Origin of the sequence: Mesorhizobium sp. M6A.T.Cr.TU.014.01.1.1, assembly GCF_004022765.1 — a bacterium.
In the GTDB taxonomy this organism is placed as follows: Bacteria; Pseudomonadota; Alphaproteobacteria; order Rhizobiales; family Rhizobiaceae; genus Mesorhizobium; species Mesorhizobium mediterraneum.
The window spans coordinates 240,757-260,470 of the sequence record NZ_RZPG01000004.1 but is presented as its reverse complement, the minus strand read 5'-3'; the positions used below and the strand labels follow the sequence as shown (position 1 = coordinate 260,470).

At 63.2% G+C, this 19,714-nt stretch carries 17 protein-coding genes; 5 read left to right on the top strand and 12 right to left on the bottom strand.

Translation table 11 applies throughout. The features are described 5' to 3' along the window. Positions 1 to 86: 86 nt before the first annotated feature. From EN885_RS34120 to EN885_RS07910, 3 genes are all read right to left on the bottom strand, one after another. Entirely contained in the window at positions 87 to 2,234 is a 2,148-nt protein-coding gene (locus tag EN885_RS34120) for a hypothetical protein (protein WP_245493023.1), read from the bottom strand. Positions 2,235 to 2,558: 324 nt separating this feature from the next. Next, complete coding sequence (locus EN885_RS07915) at positions 2,559 to 4,145, bottom strand: ABC transporter substrate-binding protein (RefSeq protein WP_128241349.1); 1,587 nt, start codon at positions 4,143 to 4,145, stop codon at positions 2,559 to 2,561. A gap of 31 nt (positions 4,146 to 4,176) precedes the next feature. Then, the gene (locus EN885_RS07910; RefSeq protein WP_127205008.1) at positions 4,177 to 5,028 is read right to left on the bottom strand and encodes an alpha/beta hydrolase; all 852 of its coding nucleotides are present in this window, start codon (positions 5,026 to 5,028) and stop codon (positions 4,177 to 4,179) included. A 347-nt stretch (positions 5,029 to 5,375) separates the two neighbouring features. On the opposite strand from EN885_RS07910, the gene EN885_RS07905 reads away from it, so the two are divergent. Continuing rightward, entirely contained in the window at positions 5,376 to 6,074 is a 699-nt protein-coding gene (locus EN885_RS07905; RefSeq protein ID WP_095489110.1) for a GntR family transcriptional regulator, read from the top strand. 12 nt (positions 6,075 to 6,086) lie between these two features. Here the strand turns inward: EN885_RS07905 and EN885_RS07900 are convergent, their stop codons facing one another. Then, positions 6,087 to 7,235, bottom strand: a complete 1,149-nt coding sequence (locus EN885_RS07900) for a serine hydrolase (RefSeq protein WP_095489109.1) — start codon at positions 7,233 to 7,235, stop codon at positions 6,087 to 6,089. A gap of 351 nt (positions 7,236 to 7,586) precedes the next feature. On the opposite strand from EN885_RS07900, the gene EN885_RS07895 reads away from it, so the two are divergent. From EN885_RS07895 to EN885_RS07880, 4 genes are all read left to right on the top strand, one after another. Next, positions 7,587 to 8,942 carry a glutamine synthetase family protein gene (locus EN885_RS07895; protein WP_127205009.1) on the top strand — a complete coding sequence of 452 codons (1,356 nt, stop codon included), beginning with the start codon at positions 7,587 to 7,589 and terminating at the stop codon, positions 8,940 to 8,942. Positions 8,943 to 9,194: 252 nt separating this feature from the next. Continuing rightward, the gene (locus EN885_RS07890) at positions 9,195 to 9,638 is read left to right on the top strand and encodes a hypothetical protein (protein ID WP_245467747.1); all 444 of its coding nucleotides are present in this window, start codon (positions 9,195 to 9,197) and stop codon (positions 9,636 to 9,638) included. A 266-nt stretch (positions 9,639 to 9,904) separates the two neighbouring features. Next, on the top strand, positions 9,905 to 10,723 hold the full coding sequence (locus EN885_RS07885; RefSeq protein WP_348631574.1) for an aldo/keto reductase: 819 nt from the start codon (positions 9,905 to 9,907) through the stop codon (positions 10,721 to 10,723). Between the two features lie 102 nt (positions 10,724 to 10,825). Beyond that, positions 10,826 to 11,491, top strand: coding sequence for a DUF6064 family protein (locus EN885_RS07880; RefSeq protein WP_095489106.1), 666 nt, complete (start codon positions 10,826 to 10,828; stop codon positions 11,489 to 11,491). Between the two features lie 29 nt (positions 11,492 to 11,520). Here EN885_RS07880 and EN885_RS07875 read toward each other — a convergent pair whose 3' ends face one another. The 8 genes from EN885_RS07875 to EN885_RS07840 all read right to left on the bottom strand — a co-directional run bounded on the left by EN885_RS07875 (position 11,521) and on the right by EN885_RS07840 (position 19,652). Then, positions 11,521 to 12,162, bottom strand: a complete 642-nt coding sequence (locus EN885_RS07875; RefSeq protein ID WP_095489105.1) for a ThuA domain-containing protein — start codon at positions 12,160 to 12,162, stop codon at positions 11,521 to 11,523. Between the two features lie 155 nt (positions 12,163 to 12,317). Next, positions 12,318 to 13,232 carry a TIM barrel protein gene (locus EN885_RS07870; protein WP_095489104.1) on the bottom strand — a complete coding sequence of 305 codons (915 nt, stop codon included), beginning with the start codon at positions 13,230 to 13,232 and terminating at the stop codon, positions 12,318 to 12,320. 59 nt (positions 13,233 to 13,291) lie between these two features. Continuing rightward, positions 13,292 to 14,062: a glycerophosphodiester phosphodiesterase family protein gene (locus tag EN885_RS07865; protein ID WP_095489253.1), complete on the bottom strand. Its 771-nt coding sequence runs from the start codon at positions 14,060 to 14,062 to the stop codon at positions 13,292 to 13,294. A gap of 45 nt (positions 14,063 to 14,107) precedes the next feature. Next, a complete protein-coding gene (locus tag EN885_RS07860; protein WP_095489103.1) occupies positions 14,108 to 14,989 on the bottom strand; it encodes an ABC transporter permease in 882 nt (293 codons plus the stop codon). Between the two features lie 11 nt (positions 14,990 to 15,000). After that, entirely contained in the window at positions 15,001 to 15,927 is a 927-nt protein-coding gene (locus EN885_RS07855) for an ABC transporter permease (protein ID WP_095489102.1), read from the bottom strand. A 10-nt stretch (positions 15,928 to 15,937) separates the two neighbouring features. After that, positions 15,938 to 16,918, bottom strand: coding sequence for an ABC transporter ATP-binding protein (locus EN885_RS07850; protein WP_095489101.1), 981 nt, complete (start codon positions 16,916 to 16,918; stop codon positions 15,938 to 15,940). Then, on the bottom strand, positions 16,915 to 17,928 hold the full coding sequence (locus EN885_RS07845; RefSeq protein ID WP_095489252.1) for an ABC transporter ATP-binding protein: 1,014 nt from the start codon (positions 17,926 to 17,928) through the stop codon (positions 16,915 to 16,917). Before EN885_RS07845 ends, EN885_RS07850 begins: the two co-directional genes overlap by 4 nt. Positions 17,929 to 18,023: 95 nt before the next feature. After that, positions 18,024 to 19,652 carry an ABC transporter substrate-binding protein gene (locus EN885_RS07840; RefSeq protein ID WP_095489100.1) on the bottom strand — a complete coding sequence of 543 codons (1,629 nt, stop codon included), beginning with the start codon at positions 19,650 to 19,652 and terminating at the stop codon, positions 18,024 to 18,026. Positions 19,653 to 19,714: the final 62 nt, after the last annotated feature.

Here is a 19,714-nt window from a genome sequence, read left to right as displayed (position 1 = left end):
CATCCGCGGCGTCGTGAGAGGGTGCGAGGCAACGCCTCCCAAAGGCCTTGGGCCTTCGAAAGGAGGATGCACATTCGTTTTGGAAATCACTCCAAGGTCACGTGTCTTGGCCTGAGGGAATAGGGAAGTGTGAGAGAACGCACCCGGGCAATCCGCGACGGGTTGCGAACCTTGCTGCGTGCAGTCTTCTGGCTGACAGCCTTCAACCCGCCGGCAGCGGCTGCTGCGCGGCCAGCGCGCGGCTTCGGCGGCCGCTCAATCTGCGCGCTGCGACGCTCAGCCCTGAGCCTGTCATTGTCCGCGCGCGCCGCAGCCAGGTCGCGGGCAAGAGAAACATTGTCTTCACGTTGCTTGTCCAGAGCCTCGTTCAGCCTGGTGACCCGTACCAAAAGTGCTCGAGCGGCGGCGCGTTCGAGGCGAACCTTATCGAGATCCTCATGGGTCGAGGCTGCTGCAGCGCGTTCTCGTGCCAGCGCTTGCGCCGTCTCGGTTGCAGTCTGCTCTGCACGCTCTGTCGCTGAGACTGCTCTGGCTCGTTCCTGTTCAGCCGCGACGCGCTCGAGGCGAGCTTTTTCCAGCTCGTCACGCGTCGACGCTGTTGCAGCACGTTCTCGTGCCAGAGCCTGTGCCGTCTCGGTTGCAGTCTGCTCGGCACGCTCTCTCGCTGACACCGCTCTTGCTCGTTCCTGTTCAGACGCGTCGCGCTCAAGGCGAGCTTTTTTTAGCTCCTCACGAATCGACGCTGCTGCAGCGCGTTCTCGAGCCAGCGCGCCCTCCGTCTGGGCCGCGGTCTGCTCCACTCGTTCTCTCGCTGTGACTGCACCGGTCCGTTCCTGCTCAGCCGCGTCCGCGCGCTCCTTGAGCGCGGCATTGGACAGTTTCACTTCGGCGAGATCGCCACCAAGGTTCTCTGACTTCCGGCGTTCGTCGTCGAGCATTCCGCTCGCTTGCGCCAGCGAAGCCTTGGCCTTGGCGCGATTCTCGGCCGCCTCGGCCTCAAGCTGTTCAATTTTCGCCCGCGCTCGCGACAGATTGCGCGCCCGCCATTCGGCTCGCTGACGCTCCAGATGAGCAGCGGGCATCTCCGTAAAGACATAGTTGGTGGCCTCGCGCAGCATTGTGCGGGCATCTCCCGCTATGCGCCGCAATGCGTCAAGTGTGCGGGCTGCCGCGAGCTCGTTGCGCAATCGCTCCTCGTGTGCGTTGTCGGAGGCTGCGATGCTTGTCCTCAGCGCATCGATCTGCTTGCGCGACTCGAGGAGTGCTCCCTGTAGAGCAGCGCTCCTGGCGCGTTCGCTTTCCGCCACCCGGTGCTCCTGGCCGCCCAATTCCCCTGCAGCGGCTGCCTGACCACCGGCTGCCCCGACTTGCAGCCGGGCAGCCGTGAGATCCGGGCTGAGCAAGTCGACACTCGTGCCTTGGGCCCGCGAAATGGCGGGGGCGCTTTCGACCCAGTTTTGTCTCGTCATCGCATAGCTAAGCGGCACGGCCAGACAGATTGCGGCGACGCCCAAGCGGGGCACAAGACCGATTGGCTTGCCAACGCGAGGAGGGGTGGCCGTTACGATGGTCGGCTCGGGATCCAGGCTGAACCCTCCCCTTTGAGCTGTGACATTCAAACCGCGATGCGCCGGATTGGCCAACTGAGCAACTTTGCGCGGCGAAACCTTATGACCCAATTGGTCCCATGCTGACCCGCAAATTCGCTCCCCACGTTCCGCCGCGGCGAGTTGTGTCGGCATACGGCTCAGGGCCCTCAATACTGGACTACTTACGTTGGCAAGATTAGCAGCCACCTGCCTACGAACATAGCCAGCGATTTCTCTGACCGATGTCGCAAGGCGGCCGGATTGCGGCATGTTCGTCGCGGAAGCGAAAGCGTTGGTCTGGGCCACAGACGAGCTCTCGTAAGCTTCGGAGATCACGTCGAAATACTCGATTCGCACCCCGAACCGAAGGTAAGTGGCATCGTGATGCCGATCATCCAGGTCTGCCGTGTCTGAGGGCACGGCAACCTGAGAAGAAGAAGCAGGCTCGGTTGCAAGGTCGACCGGGCTTTCCCAATCCCAAGATGCCTCCTCGGGGGGATCAGATTCGCCTTCGCTCTCATCTGATGTGAGGCGACGGATACGCCGGAGCATAAGATAGAGGCCCACCGAGGCAAGTGTTGCTATCCCGCCCAGGATAACGAGATCTGCGTTGTTTGCGTAAATTTCGGCAAGATGATTTGGCATTGCCGTGCCTGTGGGCGGTCCGCTTGAGCTTTAAGTTAGGTCACAAAGCTAGGTCACAGACCTCCACGGTCAACCGTCACCTCGTACTAAAGGTCAGAGACACTTCGGCCACGCAGAACGGCCATTGCTGCTCGGATCGCTGTCGAACGATCGCTCCTGGCGCAAACGCGCCATGGGAGAGCTGGTGAGTTTAGGTCTCCTTCCCGCCCTGAGCGGGTTTACGGCCCCGGTACCAAGCGTCAGGTTTTCACCACCAGGTAGCTCAAACAAAAGATCGGAGGCCACACGCCTCCGACCTTTCGAGCGACAGACAACCGCCAGCTCCTATTCGCTTTTCCAGACACCCCATGCGCGGGGGTTTGCCGCGGGCCATACTGAATAGCCTTTCACCTTCGGCGACACGGCGTCGACGGATGGCTCGTAATAGAGGCCAAGGATCGGCACATCCTTTGCCATGAGGGCATGGAGCTGCTTGAACAGCGCCTTGCGTTGCGCGGGGTCGGTCGTGGCCATCGACTTCGTGTAGAGGTCGAGGGCCTCCTTGCTGTCCCACTGCGCTGTCGGATCGGTCGCCTTGTCGCCGAGGATGACGCCATACATCAGTGACGGATCGAGACGCGCCGAATAGCCGAAGGACTGGATCTGGAACTTGCCGGCAAGGTAATTGTCGAGCTGTGCCGCCCAATCCAGCACTTCGAGCTGCGCATTGAAGCCCGCGGCCGTCAGCATCGCCTGCAGCAGCACGGCGTTTTCATACATGCCCTGGTAGCGGGTGTTGGTCTGGATCTTGATCGGCTCGCCCTTGTAGCCGGCCTCGTCTAGCAGCGCCTTGGCCTTGACCGGGTCGTATTCCGGCCATTTGAGAAAATCCCCGTCGAAGAATGAGCTCGCCTGGGCGACGGCAGAGGGGTCACCGGCGGCGACACCGTTGGTGCGAGCGGCGGCGATCTGGTTGATGTCGGCGGCATGCGCCAGCGCCTCGCGTATCTTGACGTTCGACAGCAGCGGATCCTTGGTCTGCAGCAGGATCGCCGTCCACGACAGGCCTTGCGTCGACAGCACCGTCATGCCCCGCGACTTGGCTTCCTCGACACGCGATGATTCAAGATCGGGCAGAACGTCGAGCTCGCCGGCGAACAGCGCGGTTTCCGATGCCGCCGTGTCGGGAATGACCATGAAGCGCACCTCGTCGACATAGGCCTCACGGCTGCCGGCAAAGCCGCTCGGCGCCTCCTTCACCGGCTTGTAATCGGCAAAGCGTTCGAGCGTGACATACTGGCCCTTGACCCATTCCTTCAGTTTGAAGGGGCCACTGCCGATGGCGCTGTCGGCGATCCACTTGCCGTCGGTGCTGACATTCTTCGGGCTGGCGACCCAGCCATTGCACTGGACATTGGCGAGCTGCGCGAGAAAGAGCGCATTCGGCGCGTTGAGCGTGAAGACAACGGTGCGTGGATCAGGCGTCGCCACCTCATCGACCTTGAGCCCCTGGCTGCCGTCGAAGAACGGAATGCAGAACCACTCGTTGGCCGCATCCATGCGGCGGTCCCAGTTCCATTTGACGTCGGATGAGGTCACGGCGTCGCCATTGTGGAAAGCCGCGCCGTCGCGCAGCGTGAAGGCATAGGTCTTGCCGTCGTCCGACACTTTCCAGGATTCGGCCAGTGCCGGGCCGACCGTGAGATCGGCGCGGTAGGCCACCAGCGTCTCGAAGATCTGGTGCAGCACCGTGTCGGTGTTCGCGTCGCGATTAAGACCGTCGGTGGCGCGGATGTCGGCGTTAATACGAACCTTGAGCGTGCCGCCGGTTTTCGGCTGCTCCTGCGCCATCGCCGGCAGCGCACACGCCATCATGGCGATTGCCGCCAGCACCCGGATCAATCGTCTTCCCATTCCCGATCTTGTTCCCATTTTTATCTCCAGTTTTGTTGACTGCAGTTTTTCAGGCGGGCGCGGCAACCCCATTCAATGCCCGCGCAAAGAAGTCCTTGACCTTGGCGATGAGCTCGCGGTCGTCGTGGGTGATGCCGGGCACGACATCCAGCTGCACCTCGACGCCGTGTCTCTCCAGGCTGCCCTTCAACGACCTGATCCGGTCGTTGCGGGTCGCGCCGGCGAGATCGGCGCCGGGCATCCACCAGGCATCGTCCGGCTTGATGGTGATCTCCCAGGTTTCGAGATCGTCACCACCGATCACCATCTGCACGGCGACCTTGCGCATGGCGTCGAGGTCGACCTTCTTGCCGAACACTTTCTCGAAGTCGCGCACCCCGACCCAGAAATCGTGATCGAAGTCGAGCAGGGTCACGACGCCCGGCGCACCGATCGATGCAGCCAGCAGGCGTTCGGGATGGAGGAACAGGAAACGATGGGTGAAATGGCCGCCGCCGGAGAAGCCGTACATCAGCACGCGGTCGCCGCGGATGCGGTAGCGCTCCCGCATTTCCTCGACCATGTCGAGCATCACGGCATCGTAGTGGAGGTCGCCCTCGCGCAGCATCTTGTAGGAGGAAAGGTCGCCCGGGAAACAGATGCTCGCCGGAAAAAGCGGGGCAAGCACGATCACGCCGTTCTGCTCGGCGAAGTCGGCAAAGGCATCCCGGTAGGCGAGCATGCCGCGTTCGGTGCCATGCACGATCACCGCTAGCGGATATGTCTTGTCGCCGTCCTCGTCATAGTCGTCGGGCACATAGGCGCAATAGGGGAAGCGCTGGTCGAAGCGGGAGGCGTACACCGTCGTGTGGCCGAAATCGTAATAGGACAGGCGCTTGCCATGTCCGCTGACGTTGCGCATCGAATTTTCCCCAGTCTCAATTTTATTGTTTCATCATTTTGTGCGACTGAAAAGCATTTATTTATCTGAGACGCCGGGAAAGTACGCATTTTACATCGCGTAACGCCGAGCGTTCCTGGAGCAGGCATGAGCTGTTGTCCGGCCGGCTTTGTGTCGGCGCGGCATTTGCTGGCCGCAACCCGGAAGGTGACGACGACGCGGCTTGCAGCGCTGCGGTTGAAGCGTCTATCATGTTCTTGAAAAATCGCTGACTTCGGCCTTCATGCCGCGTTCGGCCAGCCATCATCTCTAGCGGCAGATGTAGCCAGCTGCGTAGATTTCAGAACGAATGAAGTAGCGCACCGCCAATGGCCGATAAAACGCTTTTCGGGTTGACCGCCGTCGACACCGTGCCCCTGCATGAGAAAGTCTATCTCGAACTCGTCAGGGCATTGATGTCGGGCCAGTTTGCGCCCGGTCAGAAGCTGACCTCGCGCAAGCTCGCCAAGGAACTGGGCACCAGCGACATGCCGGTGCGCAGCGCCTTCATGCGGCTGCAGGCGCTGCGTGCGCTGAGCCCGATGCCGAACGGCAGCATGGAGGTGCCGGTCATCTCGGCCGAAAGGTTCTCGCAGCTGACCGAGGTGCGAACGATCCTCGAAGGCTCCGCGACCGAGCTTGCCGCAAAGCTGATCAATGGCAACAATCTGCGAGCGATCCGTCGCCACTGCACGGAGCTGACCCTGGCAGCCCGCAAGGGCGACATCGACGATTACCTGCGCAAGAACTATAACTTCAAGTTCTCGATCTATCGCCACTGCGGCAATGAGCAGATGATCTTCCTGATCGAGACGGTGTGGATGCAGGTCGGCCCGTTTCTCAGGAACCTGACCACCGGCTTCGAGGACAATCTCGCCGCCATTCTCGACATCGATTACCATGAGGAAGCCGTCGCCGCGATCGAGGTCCAGGACGGGCCACGCGCGCGTGCCGCCATCGTGCGCGACATAAACGACGGCGCGACGCATCTTTTGCAGCACGTCAAGTTTCCGGAAACCCGTAACTGACTATCGAGGCCGTCACGAGGCAGCGGAAACTGCCTTCATCACCGCGACGACCGTCTGATCCATCCGGTCGTTGACCGGGTCGGGTTCCGAGGACTGCCTGACAATGACGGTTTGCGTCGCCGGATCGATCCAGAGCCACTGGCCATGGATGCCCAAGGCGGCGAGCGCACCCGTGCCGGTGTCGTACCAATAATTGCGGTAGCTTCCACCCGGATAGGCATAGCCCTGGTCGCCGGCGGCCCAGATGGCGCGGTCGCCGCCGGCCCAGAGGCTGGCGATCCAGTCTGCCGGAACGATGCCGCCGCCACCGGTGCGAACCAGCTCACCGACGCGGGCGAGATCGCGCGCGGTCATCGAGATGCCGCCCGAGGCGCGCGGATTGCCGGCCCGATCGACGGTTATCTGCGCGTCGGAATGGGTGCCCATCGGCTGCCACAGGAGCCGGCTCAGCAATTCGGCGAAGCGCTCGCCCGATGCCTGCTCGAGGATGATCGCCGCCATGTCGACATTGGGTGACCGGTAGGCGTGCCGCGTGCCGTGCGGATGTGCGGCCTTCGGCAAGGTGCACAGGAAAGTCTTGAGATCGGGCGCGGGATCGTCCGCTTTGTCCGGATTCCACAGCATCGCCCGCCTGTAACGATCGAAAGCGCCGTCTCTGCTCAGATAGGCTTCGTCGAAATCGATGCTGATCTGCATGTTGAGGAGATCGCGTAAAGTGGCGTCGCCATAGGCCGATCCGGCGGCTTCGGGCAGGTGCTTTGCCAAGCGGTCGTCCAGCGAGAGCATCCCTTGGCCGATCAGGATTCCCGCCAGAAGGCCGGTGATGGATTTGGACACCGAAAACACCAGATGCGGCTTTGCCGGATCGCTTGTCGGGGCATGCCACTCGGCCACGAGATTTCCGCCGCGCATCACCACGAAATTGTCGGTGTCGCTTTCAAGCAGGAAATCCGGCAATGGACGCGGCTTGCCGGCAACGTCGGCAACCACAAGGTCGGACAGCCGGCCGAGGTCGAGTGCCGGCGTCTCCGGCTGGCGCGCGCTACGGATCGTGGCGGACGGCACCAGTTCCGCCGCGTTCTGGAACGACCAGGCCGAATAGGGCCTTGTCCTCCAGTTCGACAGGTCGATCTCCGCGCGGTGCGACGGCGTATTTGTCATTTGCCTCATCCCTCTGACTGCTGCGTGGCGGCGAACGGTGTCTTCGCAACCGCCCGCTCCTGTTCTTTCATGTCCCGGCGCGAAGGCCGGCTCGGCCTATTCCCGCTCCTTGCCGAGCCGCCGTAGGCCGGCTCAAATGCCGCTTGGCTTTCCCCAACCTTACCACTATATTGCGATCGCAAATCGCGCAATTGGTCCTGAAATGCCACCCGATATCCCAGCTAGTGAATTGAAAAAATAAGCAAAATCCTCTGGTGGCAGCCAGAGCGGTTTTCATAAACTCACAAGCTATCTATAAGAGATATCGTAACCGATCAGGGCCGCGGCACCTTTCGGAACCAGGGGTTGAAATTGGGCGATGCAATCACGGACGTTCTGAATTGGCTTGAAAGCAGGGACGACATCCACAGCCTGAGGGCTGCGGTGTGCGACCTCAACGGCATCATGCGCGGCAAGCGCATACCCGTCGAGCAGGCACGCAAGGCGCTGGAGGGCAAGCTGCGCATGCCTTATTCGCTGGTTGGGCTCGACATCTGGGGCGAGGATATCGAGAACAACACGCTGGTTTTCGGCAACGGCGACGCCGACGGCCTTTGCCAGTGGACGGGACGCGGCATCGTGCCGGTGAACTGGACGGCACATCCGACAGCACTCGTTCCGCTCTGGCTTGCAGATGAGAACGGCGCGCCGTTTCTCGGTGATCCGCGACGGGCGCTGGCCCGTGTCCTCGACCGCTACAAGGCTCTGGGCCTGACCCCAGTCACTGCCACGGAACTGGAATTCTATCTGGTCGACCCGCAATCGCAGCGGCCTATCGGGCCTGTCTCGCCGGTAACCGGTCGCCGTCTCGATTCCGATGCGGCCCTGTCGATCGACGAGATTGACGACTTCGAAGCCTTCATCCACGACGTCTGCGACGCCTGCCGCATGCAAGGCATTCCCGTCGACACCGCGATCGCCGAAAACGGTGTCGGCCAGTTCGAGATCAATCTGAACCATGTCGCGGACGCCTTGCGCGCCGCCGACGATGCCGTGCTGTTCAAGCGCACCGTCAAGGGCATCGCCCGTAAGCACGGCTTTGCCGCCTGCTTCATGGCCAAGCCCTATGGTGACCGTGCCGGCAACGGTTTTCACGTCCATTTCAGCCTGACCGACGCCGAAGGCCGCAACGTCTTCGACAACGGCAGCGACCAGGGGTCGGACATCATGCGCCATGCCGTCGGCGGTCTGCTCGCCGCCATGGCCGAAAGCACGCTGGTTTTTGCACCGCACTTCAATTCCTACCGCAGGCTGCGTCCTGGATCCTATGCGCCGAACGCGGTTGCCTGGGGCTACGAGAACCGCATGATCGCGATCCGAATCCCCGGCGGGCCAGCGAGCGCACGCCGGATCGAACATCGCGTCGCCGGCGCGGACGCCAACCCTTACCTCGTGCTTGCGGCTATCCTGGGCGCCGCACTCATCGGCATCGAAAGGCAATTGTCGCCTGGCGATCCGACGGGCAGAGACGGGCAAGGACGTCAGCCGGCGAAGCTGCCGCCTGACTGGGCCTCGGCGATCGCCAGCTTCGAGAGCGGAGCGCATATTGCGGAGATATTTCCGGCCATCCTGCGCGACTCCTTCATCGCCTGCAAACGGCAGGAGCTGAATACGTTCGCGCTCAATGTCAGCGATTTCGAGCTCGAGACCTATCTCGAAAGCGTTTGATCGGCAGGGCGCGCTGGCGACCGCCCAACGTCGAAGATGCTCAGGCGACGCCGCGACCGCCGGCAGCAGATCCCGTCAGTGCAGCCACTGCGCTGAGCGGCACGTCAACGACATCGTGAAGTTGTGCAGGTTGACTCGATTGTCTGCTTGCCTAACTAGGGTCTCGGGTCGGCGCAATTCATCACAGTCGGTATGATATTTTCCAGCCTCCGAAAGCCTGTCCTTCTTGTTCTCTTGGCCGGCAGTTCTATCGTGTCCTCCTGCGTCGCCCCTGACGATACGTCGACCATCGCGAAGGAAGACGCAACGACAGCGGCAGCCCGCAAAGAGATGATCGGTCTCAGCGAGGCTGATGTTCGAATGTGCGCCGGCTTTCCGAGTGCCACCGCTGATGCGGGCGGATCAGGTCAGATCTGGACCTATCAGCGTACCGTTCAACGCGGCAATCTCAACGTCGTGATTCCAACCTTGGCGGTGGGTGCGATCCCGACGGTTGGAGGATCCCTCAATGTCAATCCTGGCGGCTATTGCAACACACAACTTCGAATGGTCGATGGCCGTGTTGCCGAGGTTGCCTACGCCGGCGACAACAATACGCCGAACAACCGCGATGCGCTCTGCGTCAGCACGGTAGACGCCTGCGTGGCCTATGCCCGCCAGCACCGTCAGGTCAGGACAGGGGCTACCTCCAGGTAATCGGGCTGGTTGCAGAGCGAGTGACAAACTTACAGCGGTTGGGCGGTTCTATCAAAAGCTGAACCGCTCTTGAGACCGGCCGGCTCCCCGCCGATCGCCCCCAGATCGGCCTTGCGAAGGTCGGTCGCCCGGAACCATTTTTGTGGTCAGGAGTATAGGGATGGCAGATGATGATTATCACCCGCAGGACATTCGTGAAGACTGCCGCCGCTTCCGGAGCGGCCTTCGTGTTGCCGGGAACCGCGCCCGGCGCGCCTGCGCCGCTGATGCGGGCTGTGCCCTCCTCGGGAGAGATGCTTCCCGCAGTTGGGCTGGGCACCTGGATCACCTTCAATGTCGGCGACGATCCGGTGCTGCGCAACGAATGCGCCGAGGTGATCGCGGCCTTCTTCGAGGCAGGCGGCCGCATGATCGATTCCTCGCCGATGTACGGTTCCTCGCAACCGGTGATCGGCTATGGCCTCGAGAAGCTCGGCCGGCCCAAGGCGCTGTTTTCCGCCGAGAAGGTCTGGACCTCCTCCGCCGCCGACGGAGCCGCGCAGATCGAGCAGTCGCGTCGCTTCTGGGGCGTGCCGCGCTTCGACCTCGTGCAGGTCCATAACCTCGTCGGCTGGGAAGCGCATCTCGAAACCCTGTTCGCCATGAAGGCGGACGGGCGCATCCGCTATGTCGGCATCACGACGTCCGAAGGACGGCGGCACGACCTGTTCGAACAGATCATGCGCGCGCATCCGCTCGACTTCGTGCAGCTCACCTACAACGTCGTCGACCGTGAGGCGGAGGAACGGCTCCTACCGCTGGCGGCCGAGCGCGGCATGGCCGTCATCGTCAACCGGCCGTTTCAGCAAGGCGCGCTGACGCGCCAGCTCGAAGGCGAGACGCTGCCCGACTGGGCGGCCGAGATCGGCGCCGGATCCTGGGCGCAGTTCATCTTGAAGTTCATCCTTGCGCATCCCTCCGTCACCGTCGCCATCCCCGCCACGACCCGCGTCGACCATGTGCGCGAGAACGTGACGGCCGCGACCGGTCCCCTCCCCGACGCGGCCATGCGCGAGCGGATGGCGGCCTACATCCGGGACCTCTAAGCAGGCATTCGTGGGCTGGCCCACGAATGCCTGCTTAGTTTCTGTTGTTTGTCGCAGGTTCTTGTCGCAAAACCGTGGGACACTTTTGCGGGACCTGCTTAGATGTCGGAATGGTGGACCTACCGGCTGGAAGATTTCCTGCTCTTCTCGCCGCGCGTCTACTGGCGCATGTTCGAGTTGCACAATGCAGCCATCTGGCCGCTGCATCTCCTGACACTCGCCGCCGGCCTTGCCATTGCCCTGCTCGTGCTGCGGCGGCCGCGTCGCCATGGTCTCTGGATCGCACTCATCCTTGCCGCGCTCTTTGCCCTCGTCGGCTGGTCCTTCCTGTGGAGCCGCTATGCCGTGATCAACTGGGCGATCGCCTATGTCGCGCCGGCCTTCGGCCTGCAGGCGCTGCTGCTGGTAATCGGCGGTGCCGCACGCGGCAGCCTCGCCTTCGACAGGCGGGACATGACGGGTCGGCTCGGGCTGCTGATCATGGCCGTTGGCATCGTTGTCTATCCGCTCCTGCCGCCGCTCTTCGGGCGGCCATGGGCGAGCGCCGAAATCTTCGGCATCGCGCCGGACCCGACGGCGATCGCGGCGCTCGGCGTCCTGCTTGCAGCGAGCGGCGGGCCTGTGCCGCTGCTGTTTCCGATACCGCTGCTGTGGCTGCTGCTCAGCGGCCTGACGCTCCATGCCATGGGCGATCCGCAAGCCTGGCTGCCGCTTCTGGCAGCGGCCACCGCTGTCGCTGCCTTGGCCCTGCGCCGCATTGCCCGATGAAACGACGGTGCGTGCTCCGGCAAGCGCTCTCAGCGCGCCGCCCACACCAGGCCGCGACGAAATATCGTTCGCATCCGCGGCACCGCGAACTCCTTGGCGGCATGGCCGAGCGCCGAATAGAACACCCTTCCCTTGCCGTGCCGGCGCTTCCAGACGACCGGCATGACCACGCCTTCGATCCAGGATGCGTGCTCGCCGGAGAAGGTGGTTGTCGCCAGCACCTCGTTCGACGGATCCACATGCATGTAGTACTGCTCCGAGCGGTACGAAAAATCATCGATGCCGTTCATGATGGGATCGTCGCGCCTGGTGATGTCGATCCGGTAGTCGATGATGTTGCCCGGGTGGGCCACCCACTGGCCGCCGCACATGAACTGGTATTCCGTGGCTTCGCGAAATGCATCGCACATGCCGCCATGATAGCCGCCAAGGCCGACACCGCCCTCGACTGCTTTTGTCAGGTTGAGCTCCTCGTTCTTCGCAAGCTTGGCCATTGTGTAGATCGGGACGATCAGGCTCAAATCGGCGATCGCGGGGTCGGCGAATATCTCCGTCGTGGTTTCGACGCGCACGCCAAACCCCTCCTCTTCGAGCATCGCCTTGACGACGCGCGCACCCTCTTCCGGCTCGTGTCCGTCCCAGCCGCCCCACACGATCAGCGCTTGCCGCATATCTTCTCCATCAGTTGGTTGCGTCGCCAACACGAACCTTAAGCGGCAGTGCGGCCGGCCGATCCGGCCGGCTGCTCCTCAATTCGAACTATGCCAACGATACCCAGACAGTCTCGACCGTTGCAATGTCCTTCAGGCCAAAATCAAATGGCCTGTCATTCGGCAGCCATGGAACTGCGCGTGCCGTTCAGCGCCATTAGGCGTTTCGCGCGTTCGAGGCTGGCTGGCTGCTCGCTGCGGTAGCGTTCGCCGATCTCCATCATCAGCACCGTTCCCGGCAGGAACGCCAGCTCGCTGAAAATCTCCTCCCAGGCGATGTCGCCCCAGCCGAGCGGCATGTGCAGGTCGCCGAGGCCCAGCGCCGTCGCTTCCTGCAGAAAGTAGGGCTTGTAAAAACCCTGTGGGCGGCCGAAGGAATCGTGGACATGCAGATGCCCGGCCACTGGCGCCATGGCGCGGATCTGCTCGCGGAAGTTCAGTCCGCGATAGGTCGCTTCGAGATAGGCATGACTGAAGTCGATCAGCGCGACCAGATTGGGATGGTTGACGGCCTTGACGGTCTCGGCCACCTCCGCTGGCGTCTGCCGGTATTGCCCCGGTTCCGCGGTGAAGATGTTCTCCAGCGCGATGCGTACGCCGTAAGGCTTGGCGAATTCCGCCAGTTCGGACAGAGCCTCGCGCTCGCGCCGGTCCGCATCCGCGCGCAAGAGAGGCTGGTCGGCGCGCAGGAAACCGCCATGCTGGACGAGGATACGGGCGCCGATCCGGTCGCAGATCTCGACCAGCGCCTTGGCAGCCTGCAGCTGGTACGTGCAGGTCGCAGGGTCCATGAAGTTGGAGGAGACGAGGCCATGAACCGTGTAGCGGAAGGAAAACTTGGCCGTCAACGCGACGAGCCTGTCCGCTCTTTCCCTAATGATGCGGCCGCCCGCGATGAGATCGATGCTGGTGAGCGCAAGCTCGACGGTGTCGACGCCGATATTTTCGAGCCGGCGAAGATCGGCTTCGAGGCTATCCAGCTCGCCGTCGCGAGACTGCGCGTTGAAGCCGGTTGCGATAAGATTGCTCATTTGCTTTGTCTCCAGGTGGGGCCAGATTGGCATTGTCGTTATGCGGCCGATCGGCGTGATCAGGCCCGGTTGGTTTCGAGCGGCGCTGCCGTCACCACGGCGGAGCGCAAGGCGATGGCGAGGTCCGGGCGGTCCGATGTCAGGCGGCCGATCCGCCGTCCCAGCCAGTGGCGGATCGTCGCCTCCTCGTTCACCGTCCACACGCAAAGCCGGTCGAGCGGCAGCGTGGCGCGAACCAGGTCCCATTGCGCCTCCATCAGCTCGTGATGGATGGCGACGATGTCCACGAGTCCGTCGACGCGAGCAAGGAATGCCGCCAGGCCACCCTGTCTTTCGGCCCAGTCAGCATTGACGGAGACGAGGCGCGCGACCTGCGGCGCGTGGCGCCGGCAGTCTTCCAGAACGGAAATGTCGAAGGACGTCAGATGCGTCCTGTCCTCCACGCCGAAGCGTCGAAGCTCCTCGGCGACGCGCCGGGCAATGTCGGGATAGGGCATGCCGGTTTCGTCGGTCTTGATCTCGACATGCAGGTCCGGCCCGGCCCTGGAAGAAAGCGCGGCCAGCACGTCCGCCAGTGTCGGGATGGTCTCGTCCGTATCTTTCAATCTCACGTTTGCCCGTTCTTCGAACGTCAGCTTCCGCACCGGTCCAAAGCCTTCCGTCGTGCGTTCGAGCGTTGCGTCGTGGATGACCACGAGCTCGCCCATTTCCGTCAGGTGAACATCGAATTCGATGGCATCGACACCGAGCTCCAGCGTGTTGCGGAAGCCCACAAGCGAGTTCTCGGGCCACAGATTGCGGGCGCCGCGATGGCCGGTGATCAAAGTCATGCCAGTGATCAAAGTCATGGAAGTCTCCTAGAACTGATCGACATCTCACCGCACCGTGGGATCGAGCCTGTCGCGCAGCCAGTCTCCAACCAGCGAGATGGACAGCGTGGTGAGCATGATGACGGCGGCCGGCGCCAGCATGATCCACGGCGCGCGGGTCAGATATTCGCGGCCGAAGCCGACCATATTGCCGAGGCTGGTCGCCGGCGGCTGGACGCCAAGGCCGAGGAAGGACAGCCCGCTTTCCATCAGGATGATCTCGGGAAAGGTCAGCGTCATCGAAACGATCAGCGTCGAGGCGACGTTGGGCAGGATGTGGCGCAGGTAAACCCGCGCCGGCGTAGCGCCGAGCTGCACCACCGAGGCCGCATAGCCCTGCGCGCCCGCCGAGATCGCGAGACCGCGCGCGATGCGCGCATAGCGCTCCCAGCCGTAAAAACCCATCAGGCAGACCAGCAGCACCATGGAGGAGCCGAAGAACGCCAGCACCGCCAGCGACATGATGAGAAACGGCAGGGCCGCCTGGAAGTCGGCCAGCGCCAGCACCAGATGCTCGACCAAACCGCGAAACTGCGCGGCGGCGAAGCCGAGCGCCGTGCCGAACACGGCCGAGAGGAGCGTCGCCCCGAAGGCGATGACGAGCGAAAGGCGGATCGACTGGATGAGGCGCGAAAGCACGTCGCGGCCCAGCTCGTCGGTGCCCAGCAAGTGCTTCAGCATGCCGGGGGGCGCAAGCCGGCTGGTGAGATCCATCTGCGTGATCCCATAGGGGCGGATGCGGTCGGCAAATATGGCAACCAGCACCATGGCGACCAGCCACAGGATTCCGAGACCGACGCTCAGCGGCAGGTTGCGGCGAATGGACGACAGGAAACCAGCCCTTTGCCTCGCGTTTGGCTGTGTGGTCGCCGGATAGATCGAAGCCATGCCGGTTCTCCTCAATGGCTCGCGGGCGAGCGCAGGCGCGGGTCGAGCCAGCCGTAGAGCAGGTCGACGACGAGGTTCGACACCACCATGGTGGCCGCGACGATGAGCAGGATGCACTGGACGACAGCAAGGTCGCGATTGCTGACCGAGACAATCAGCAGCCTGCCGATGCCCGGCCAGGAGAAGATCGATTCCACCACCACCGCGCCGGCGATCAGCGAGCCGACCATGAAGCCGACGATGGTCACGATCGGCACGGCTGCGTTGGGCAGCGCATGGCCCCACACCACGTCGCGCCATTTCAGCCCCTTGGCGGAAGCTGTGCGGATATAGGGTTGCCCCATCACCTCGATCATGGCGCTGCGCGAGAAACGGGCGAGTATGCCTACGCCGCCCACGCTCATGGTGAGCGTCGGCAGGATGCCATGCACCCATGTCTCCTGACCGCCGGAAGGCAACACGCCCAGCGTCACCGAAAAGATCAGCACCAGCAGCAGGCCCATGACAAAGGAGGGGATGGTAAAGCCGAGGATCGCCAGCAGGATCACGCCGCGATCGGCGAAGCTCTGTCGGTGCAGCGCCGCATAGACGCCGGCCGGAATTCCGATCAGCAGCTTCAGGATGAGCGCCGGAACGGTGAGCTGCAGCGTGGCCGGCACGCGCTCCAGCACCAGTTGCAGCGCGGGCGCCTTGTCGCGCATCGACACGCCGAAATCGCCGGTGAAGATCGACTTGAGGTAAGCCAAATATTGAATCCAGAGCGGCTGGTCGAGACCCCACGACTTGCGGAACGCCTCGATGACATTTTGCGGCACGTCCGGCCCCAGCATCACCTCGGCCGGGTCCCCCGACATGCGCAGCACGACGAAGGCGAAGGTCATCACCGCAAGGATGGTGATAACGGCTCTCATAACGCGCACGAGAACGAAACGGATCATGCGGGCTCCATCAGGCCGCGATCGCGGCGTTGTCCGCCACGACATGGCAGGCGGCGGTACGCCCCGTCTCGACCGAGCGCAGCGCCGGCGTGCTGGTGCGGCAGATGTCTCGCGCAACAGGGCAGCGGGGATGGAAGGCGCAGCCCGACGGACGTGCGGCCGGATTGGGCGGCTCGCCCTGGAGGATGACACGTCCTTCCAGCTTCTTGCCGGGGATCGGCATGCTGGAAACCAGCGCCTTGGTGTAGGGATGCCGTGGCGACTGGAAAATCACGTCGGAGGAGGCTTCCTCGACGATCCTGCCGAGATACATGACGGCGACACGGTCGGCCAGGTTGCGCACGACCTTCAGGTCATGGCTGATGAAGATCATGGCGATGCCGTTCTCTTCCTGCAGGTCGCTCAACATGTTCACCACCTGCGCCTGGATCGACACGTCAAGCGCGGAGACCGGCTCGTCGCACACCAGGAGCTTGGGCCGGGCGGCCAGCGCCCGCGCGATCACCGCCCGCTGGCGCTGCCCGCCGGAAAGCTCATGCGGATAGCTGCCGGCCTGGTCGGGGCGCAGGCCGACGGCCGCCATCAGGTCCTCAACGCGACCGGCGCGGCTTTCCCTGGGCCCGATGCGATGAATGTCCAGCGGTTCGCCGATCTGGGTCGCGATCGTCTGCCGCCGGTCGAGCGCGGCCAGCGGGTCCTGATAGACAAGCTGCATTTTGGCGCGCAGCGCCCGCCATTCCGGCGTGCCAAGCCTCGGCATCGGTTGCCCTTCGAAGCGCACCTCGCCGCCCTGGGCCGGATCGATGCCGAGCAGCATTCGTCCGAGCGTCGACTTTCCGGAGCCGGACTCCCCCACGATGCCCAGCGTTTCGCCGGGGAATACCGACAGCGAAATATCCTCCACGGCGCGAACAAAACTGGGGCGGGAGAAGGGTCCGTGCCTGAGCGCGTAAATGCGCACCAGCTCCTTTGCTTCGATCAGCGGCGTCATTGCAGCAGATCTTCGGGGACTTTGCGTTCGGCCTTGCCGGCTACCGCAAGTTCGATCGGGTGCGCGCAGGCGAGCTTGCGGCCGTCCTTTTGCGGCAGGAGGGAGGGCGGCGACGTCTCGCAGAAAGCGGTGGTGCGCGAGCAGCGCGGCGCGAAGGCACAGCCCTGCGGCAGCGTTTTCGGGTTCGGCACCGTGCCCGGTATCGGGATCAGCCGTTTTCGAGGACCGTCGATGCGCGGGATCGCGTCGAACAGGCCGCGTGTATAAGGATGGCGAGGGCTGGAAAACAGCTGCGCGACCGAACCCTCCTCTACGATGCGGCCCGCATACATCACGCAAACGCGTTCGCAGACCTGCGACACCGCGCCGAGATCATGGCTGATGAACACCAGCGCCATGCCGGTTTCGGCCTGCAGCCGGATCAGGAGATCGAGTATCTGGGCCTGGATGGTCGCATCGAGCGCGGTGGTCGGCTCGTCCGCGATCAACAGGTCCGGTTTACCCGCCAGCGCCATGGCGATCATCAGGCGCTGGCATTGTCCGCCGGAAAATTCATGTGTGTAGAGATCGAAGCGGCGGCGGGCATCGGGGATGCCGACCATGTCCATCAGCCTCAGCGCCTCGGTCTTCGCTGCCTCGCCCCGTAGCCCCCGATGAATGGCCAGCGCCTCGGTGATCTGGCGGCCGATCGACAGGACCGGGTTGAGCGAGCTCGACGGATCCTGGAAGATCATGGCAATCCGCCCGCCCCGCACCTGCTCCAACGTGCTGCGCGGGCTGCCGCATAGCTCGCGTCCCTCGAGGCGCACGGAGCCGGTCACGCTTGCCTTGCCGGGCAACAGGCCGAGCGCCGCCAGCCATGTCACTGACTTGCCGCATCCTGATTCCCCGACGAGGCCGAGCGCCTCACCGCGTGCGACATCGAGATCGATGCCGTGCAGCACCTGAACGCCGTCGAAGGCGACTTTCAGGTTGCGCAGTTCCACCAGATTGGCCGTTGCAGCTGTCATCGCCATCCGCTTCCGCTCCGTCCGCCCGAAGGACATCGTGAAAAGAAAAAGCTCCGGCGGGCGTTTCCCTGCCGGAGCCGGTTCGTGGCTGCTGGTCAGCTTGCCCAGTTGGTGGAGCGGAAATCCATGGCGAAGGCGGGGGCGGCCTTCCACTTCAGCGATGACTTCATACCGGTGAACACCGCATTCTGGTGAAGGATCTGATAGACCGGATCCTCCCGCTCGCAGATTTCCAGCATGCGGGCGAAGGCCTTCTTGCGGGCGGCGTGGTCGGTGCCGGTTTCCAGGATCGCGGCCATCTGATTGGCCTCGGCATTGGTCCAATCCTTCTTCTGCTGGACTTCACCATTCGGGCCGTACTGGTTGACGATGCCGCCAACAGGATCGTTGAAAGCGCATCCGGCTGACCAGTCGCGCACGCCTTTCACGCCGGCCGGGTCGTGGATCTGTGCCCAGTTTTCCTTCATCTCGATCTGCACGTTGAGGCCGACCTGGTTCCACATCTCGACCATGATCTGGCCGTTCGCAGTCTGGTTCGTGTAGTAATTGTCGAGGAGCCGGAACGGGATCGCGTCGCCCTTGTAATTGGCCTGCTTCAGCAGCTCGCGCGCCAGATCGGGGTTATAATCCGGCACCTTCCAGCCCTGCACGAACATCTCGTCATAGAAGGGGAACTGTAGCCCGGCCGGAATCGTCGTCTGGCCTGCCCATAGCGCTTCAATGATCGCCTGGCGGTCGATGGAATGGGTCATGGCGCGGCGCACCAGCGGGTTTTCGAGTATCGGATTCTGGGTGTTGAACACCGAAACCCTGTGATTGAGGATCGTCGAGCCCTGCACCTCGAAGCCGGGGGCGCCCTGAACAGCGGGAATCTGGTCGGGCGGCAGGTCACAGGCAAAATCATACTCGCCAGACAGAAGCCCGTTGACGCGCGAGGCGACCTCCGGAACCTCGACAAAACGGATCTGCTCGAGTGGCGGGCGACCGCCCCAATAGTCGTCGAAGGCCACGAGAGTAAGCGACACGTCCGGCTTGAACTCGCCGACCGAATAGGGGCCGGTGGTGACCGGCTTGCGCGCCCAGTCGACATAGTTCGCCGCCTCGTCCCAGGCACGGCGGTTGGCGATCTGGCTGCCGAAGGCATAGAGGCGGCCCTCCAGCGTCACATCCGAGGTCGCGTTGTGGAAACGCACCGTGTGTTTGTCCACCGCCTCGACGCCGGCGAGCCGGGGCCACAGCCGGCGGCCGATGCCGGGTATCGTGGCAGGCAGTTCCTTTGGCGTTGCGGGTTTGTGGTCGTCCTCGAAGATCGTCTTGCCGCCGACCGGCTGCGTGTCGCCGAAAACGCGCTGGGCCGAGAAGCTGAACACCACGTCATCGGCGGTCAGCTCGTCGCCATTGTGGAACTTCACGCCCTGGCGCAGCTTGAGCTCGACGGTCTTATCGTCGATCCGTTTCCACTCGGTCGCAAGGCCGGGAACCGGGCCTTGGTTGCCCATCCAGTTGCGCAGGATCAGCCCTTCCCAGAAATTGGGGAAAAACACCCGCTCGCCCACATTGGATTGCTCGTTCCATATGTCGAGCGTGTTGTTGTTGGTGATCTTCTGCACGGCGATGGTGACGGACGGGCGCGCGCCCTGACCGATCGCAAAGCGCGGCAGCATCATGCTGCCTGCGGTTACGCCGAGGATACCAAGCGCGCCGCGCCGAGTGAGTGAAAACATCGGAATCTCCTTTTGCGGGAATGGCAAGTCGTGGCCAAAGCAATCCGACCGGTTTTATGTTC

What these genes read in the sequence shown, in the direction of transcription:
- EN885_RS07915 (WP_128241349.1), bottom strand. Translation starts at nt 4,145, where the DNA reads ATGGGAACAAGATCGGGAATGGGAAGACGATTGATCCGGGTGCTGGCG.
- EN885_RS07905 (WP_095489110.1), top strand. Translation starts at nt 5,376, where the DNA reads ATGGCCGATAAAACGCTTTTCGGGTTGACCGCCGTCGACACCGTGCCC.
- EN885_RS07855 (WP_095489102.1), bottom strand. Translation starts at nt 15,927, where the DNA reads ATGATCCGTTTCGTTCTCGTGCGCGTTATGAGAGCCGTTATCACCATC.
- EN885_RS07840 (WP_095489100.1), bottom strand. Translation starts at nt 19,652, where the DNA reads ATGTTTTCACTCACTCGGCGCGGCGCGCTTGGTATCCTCGGCGTAACC.
- EN885_RS07865 (WP_095489253.1), bottom strand. Translation starts at nt 14,062, where the DNA reads ATGACTTTGATCACCGGCCATCGCGGCGCCCGCAATCTGTGGCCCGAG.
- EN885_RS07845 (WP_095489252.1), bottom strand. Translation starts at nt 17,928, where the DNA reads ATGACAGCTGCAACGGCCAATCTGGTGGAACTGCGCAACCTGAAAGTC.
- EN885_RS07880 (WP_095489106.1), top strand. Translation starts at nt 10,826, where the DNA reads ATGTCGGAATGGTGGACCTACCGGCTGGAAGATTTCCTGCTCTTCTCG.
- EN885_RS07910 (WP_127205008.1), bottom strand. Translation starts at nt 5,028, where the DNA reads ATGCGCAACGTCAGCGGACATGGCAAGCGCCTGTCCTATTACGATTTC.
- EN885_RS07875 (WP_095489105.1), bottom strand. Translation starts at nt 12,162, where the DNA reads ATGCGGCAAGCGCTGATCGTGTGGGGCGGCTGGGACGGACACGAGCCG.
- EN885_RS34120 (WP_245493023.1), bottom strand. Translation starts at nt 2,234, where the DNA reads ATGCCAAATCATCTTGCCGAAATTTACGCAAACAACGCAGATCTCGTT.
- EN885_RS07885 (WP_348631574.1), top strand. Translation starts at nt 9,905, where the DNA reads ATGCGGGCTGTGCCCTCCTCGGGAGAGATGCTTCCCGCAGTTGGGCTG.
- EN885_RS07860 (WP_095489103.1), bottom strand. Translation starts at nt 14,989, where the DNA reads ATGGCTTCGATCTATCCGGCGACCACACAGCCAAACGCGAGGCAAAGG.
- EN885_RS07870 (WP_095489104.1), bottom strand. Translation starts at nt 13,232, where the DNA reads ATGAGCAATCTTATCGCAACCGGCTTCAACGCGCAGTCTCGCGACGGC.
- EN885_RS07900 (WP_095489109.1), bottom strand. Translation starts at nt 7,235, where the DNA reads ATGACAAATACGCCGTCGCACCGCGCGGAGATCGACCTGTCGAACTGG.
- EN885_RS07850 (WP_095489101.1), bottom strand. Translation starts at nt 16,918, where the DNA reads ATGACGCCGCTGATCGAAGCAAAGGAGCTGGTGCGCATTTACGCGCTC.